Annotated in this window: 2 protein-coding genes; one reads left to right on the top strand and one right to left on the bottom strand. The window is 41.9% G+C overall.

The window, feature by feature from the left end:
* The first annotated feature begins 293 nt into the window (after positions 1–293).
* A complete protein-coding gene (locus tag F6K20_RS29940; RefSeq protein ID WP_287297127.1) occupies positions 294–1,598 on the top strand; it encodes a glutamate-5-semialdehyde dehydrogenase in 1,305 nt (434 codons plus the stop codon).
* A 760-nt stretch (positions 1,599–2,358) separates the two neighbouring features.
* Here the strand turns inward: F6K20_RS29940 and F6K20_RS29935 are convergent.
* Complete coding sequence (locus F6K20_RS29935; RefSeq protein ID WP_008181664.1) at positions 2,359–2,910, bottom strand: RNA ligase family protein; 552 nt, start codon at positions 2,908–2,910, stop codon at positions 2,359–2,361.
* Positions 2,911–3,438: the final 528 nt, after the last annotated feature.

The following is a 3,438-nucleotide window of genomic DNA, read 5'->3' as shown; positions in this document are numbered from 1 at the left end:
TCACAAAAAAAATAACCCCTGAGTCTGTTGCTGTTAGATCACAGCTCGACCAACTAAGGGGTATCGATGGCTGAATTGCGTAAGCTATTTACTACTATCCACAGCAGCTGTATGCGATCGCGTTTTCCCAACGTTAATATTATAGTTAACCTTATTTATAAGTGATGCTTTAGTCGATGATGGGGATTTGGGGCAAGTAAGAATACTCAAGAAGGCCAGTGCCTGCACCGTGTGGGAGCATCAATTTGCTACACTGCTGATCACGTATTGGTATTGCCTCCAAAATCAAAACCATGACAGCTACACCACTTGCATCCATACCCCTAAGTGCGATCGCTCAAAAAACCCGTCAAGCTTCACAAAAGTTAGCCGTTCTCTCAACAAAGGCTAAAAATGAAGCTATTGAGGCAATAGCCCAAGCCTTGGAAGCTGCAGCACCGGAAATCCTAGCGGCGAATGCTGCAGACTGCCAAGCGGCTGAGGCAGATAAAATTCCCAAACCCCTTTACAATCGCCTGAAGTTGAACGAAACGAAGCTCAAGGGGGCTATTCAGGGGGTGCGAGATGTGGGCAACCTTGGTGATCCTGTGGGCAATGTCCAAATTCATCGAGAACTGGATCAAGGACTAATCCTCAAACGAGTCACTTGTTCCTTAGGAGTTTTAGGGGTTATCTTTGAAGCTCGTCCCGATGCCTTAATTCAAATTACCTCTCTTGCGATTAAATCCGGTAATGGTGTTATCCTCAAAGGCGGTAAAGAAGCAATTCGCTCCTGTGAAACCCTAGTCAAAGCAATTCATAAAGGATTATCTACCACAGCAGTTGACCCAGCAACGGTACAGTTGTTAACCACTAGAGAAGAAATCAAAGAGCTGTTACAACTAGACAACTATGTGGATTTGATTATCCCCAGAGGGTCGAATGCTTTTGTTCGGTTTGTGCAGGAGAATACTCGTATCCCAGTACTTGGTCATGCTGATGGGATTTGCCACCTCTATATTGATGCAGCAGCTGACTTGGAAAAAGCGGTAACTATCACCGTTGATGCTAAAACGCAATATCCAGCGGTTTGTAATGCGATTGAAACCCTGCTGGTGCATTCAACAATTGCTCCTCGTTTCTTGCCCCTAGCAGCAGAAGCTTTGAAAAAGCGTAATGTAGAATTACGAGGGGATGAAGCTAGCCGTGAGATTATCCCAATCTCGGTAGCAACGGATGAGGATTGGTCTACAGAATACAGTGATTTAATTCTTTCTATCAAAGTAGTAGACTCTGTAGAAGAAGCGATTAACCATATCAATACTTATGGTTCCAGACATACGGATGCAATTGTTACTGAAGACCAGGAGGTAGCAGATAGCTTCGGAAATCAAGTGGATGCCGCTAATGTTTTCCACAACTGTTCTACTCGCTTTGCCGATGGTTTCCGTTATGGTTTTGGAGCAGAAGTAGGAATTAGCACTCAACAAATGCCCCCCCGTGGTCCAGTGGGGTTAGAGGGATTGGTGACTTACAAATACAAGGTTACAGGTAATGGTCACATTGCGGCTACTTATGTTGGTGAGAATGCTAAGCCCTTTACCCATCGGGATATCTAATATTCTTCCGTAAATTTATAATGCTTACGGAAACTAACAGGTTTTAAATTCCGAAAGTATTGTCCAGTAATGCTTTCAGTATAATTATACTGGCAGGCGCTCCTAGTAAGTGCTCAAGAGCGATATTTTTGGAATTTTGCAAGAGGTCTATTAAAAAAACCTCAGCGGGTAGCTGAGGGATTAGTCACGTTGCATCTACTATTTCTTAATCCTTGATTGGTCGATCTAGATCCGGAACAATTTAGAAATGGGTAAGCCAAATCAAACTAATAGATTGGTTGAGACAAGATTAAACAAAAAAAATCCCCAGCCGATAGCTGAGGGATGAGTCAGGGTGCATCTACTATTTCTTAATCCTTGATTGCTCTGTCTTGATCCGGAATAAATTAGAAATGGGTAAGCCAAATCAAACTAATAGATTGGTTGAGATAAAATTGAACAAAAAAAATCCCCAGCGGGTAGCTGAGGGATGAGTCAGGGTGCATCTACTATTTCTTAATCCTTGATTGCTCTGTCTCGATCCGGAAGAAATTAGAAACGCGGTCGCCAAATAGAACTGATAGATTGGTTGAGACAAAATTGAACAAAAAAAATCCCCAGCGGGTAGCTGAGGGATGAGTCAGGGTGCATCTACTATTTCTTAATCCTTCATTGCTCTCTCTAGATCCGGAAGAAATTAGAACTGATAGATTGGTTGAGACAAGATTGAATAACAAAAATATCCAGCGGGATGTCAAAGGCAATGATAATCAATCGTCAATCAGAAGTCTTTGCATTTAATTTTTGCTTGGCGTCCATCCTCGTGGCGAAAGACAATTCCTTCTGCCCTGCACCCAGGGGAATACAAACTTTCTAGATCTGTTAATGCGTCTCTTAGTTCGTTGAAGGTTCTAGCAATATTCTCAAACACAGGAGCTTGTAAGTTAAACAGTACGCAAATATGTTCCTTTAGCTTTAATGGGTTACCCTGAATTTTTGGTCCCAAAGCTTCCGCACAATGTTTCCCATCCGGTACGTCAGATAGATCTGTGTTTCTCATCGCTTCAAAGATCCATTGATCAGCTGGATCGTCCGAGTTAGCATCTACATACCAACCATCTTGTATGCCAAGCTGTTTTTGTTTCTTGGTTGGATTACGCCGTTTTTCTAAATGTATACATTTGCCAGAAACCACACTTAAGCGTACATTAGTTCCATCAAGTTTTTCCGTAGCTATTCCTTCGCCAGCGATCACCCACTCGCAACCTGAGCGCACTTTGTTAATAACCTTAAAATTATCTCCCCGTTCAAAAATTGTTGGAATTTTTTTCATAACTCTGACACCAAATTTCAAGAGGGCAATTGCTACACCTCTGTTCACCTTAGACTAGACACCTTACTATGGAATCGATAACAGGATGGGTTATCCCTTTTTCTTCCGCTTACCCTGGCTGAGGGATGAGTCAGGGTGCATCTACTATGTCTTAATCCTTTATCGGTCGATCTTAATCCGGAACAATTTAGAAACCCGTTCGCGTAGCGGGGCAAAACCCATCGCATTGATCAGGAGTGCATTTCTCAAAAGTGATAGATTACTTGAGACAAAATTGAACAAAAAAAATCCCCAGCGATTAGCTGAGGGATGAGTCAGGGTGCATCTACTATTTCTTAATCCTTCATTGCTCTATCATTATCCGGAAGAAATTAAAAATGATTAAGCCAAATAGAACTGATAGATTACTTGAGACAAAATTAAACAAAAAAAATCCCCAGCCGATAGCTGAGGGATGAGTCAGGGTGCATCTACTATTTCTTAATCCTTCATTGCTCTATCATTATCCGGAAGAAATTAAAAATGATA

The sequence above is a fragment of the Moorena sp. SIO2C4 genome, from assembly GCF_010672485.1.
Taxonomy (GTDB): domain Bacteria; phylum Cyanobacteriota; class Cyanobacteriia; order Cyanobacteriales; family Coleofasciculaceae; genus Moorena; species Moorena producens.
This window is presented reverse-complemented; position numbering and strand designations above follow the sequence as displayed.

What these genes read in the sequence shown, in the direction of transcription:
- F6K20_RS29935 (WP_008181664.1), bottom strand. Translation starts at nt 2,910, where the DNA reads ATGAAAAAAATTCCAACAATTTTTGAACGGGGAGATAATTTTAAGGTT.
- F6K20_RS29940 (WP_287297127.1), top strand. Translation starts at nt 294, where the DNA reads ATGACAGCTACACCACTTGCATCCATACCCCTAAGTGCGATCGCTCAA.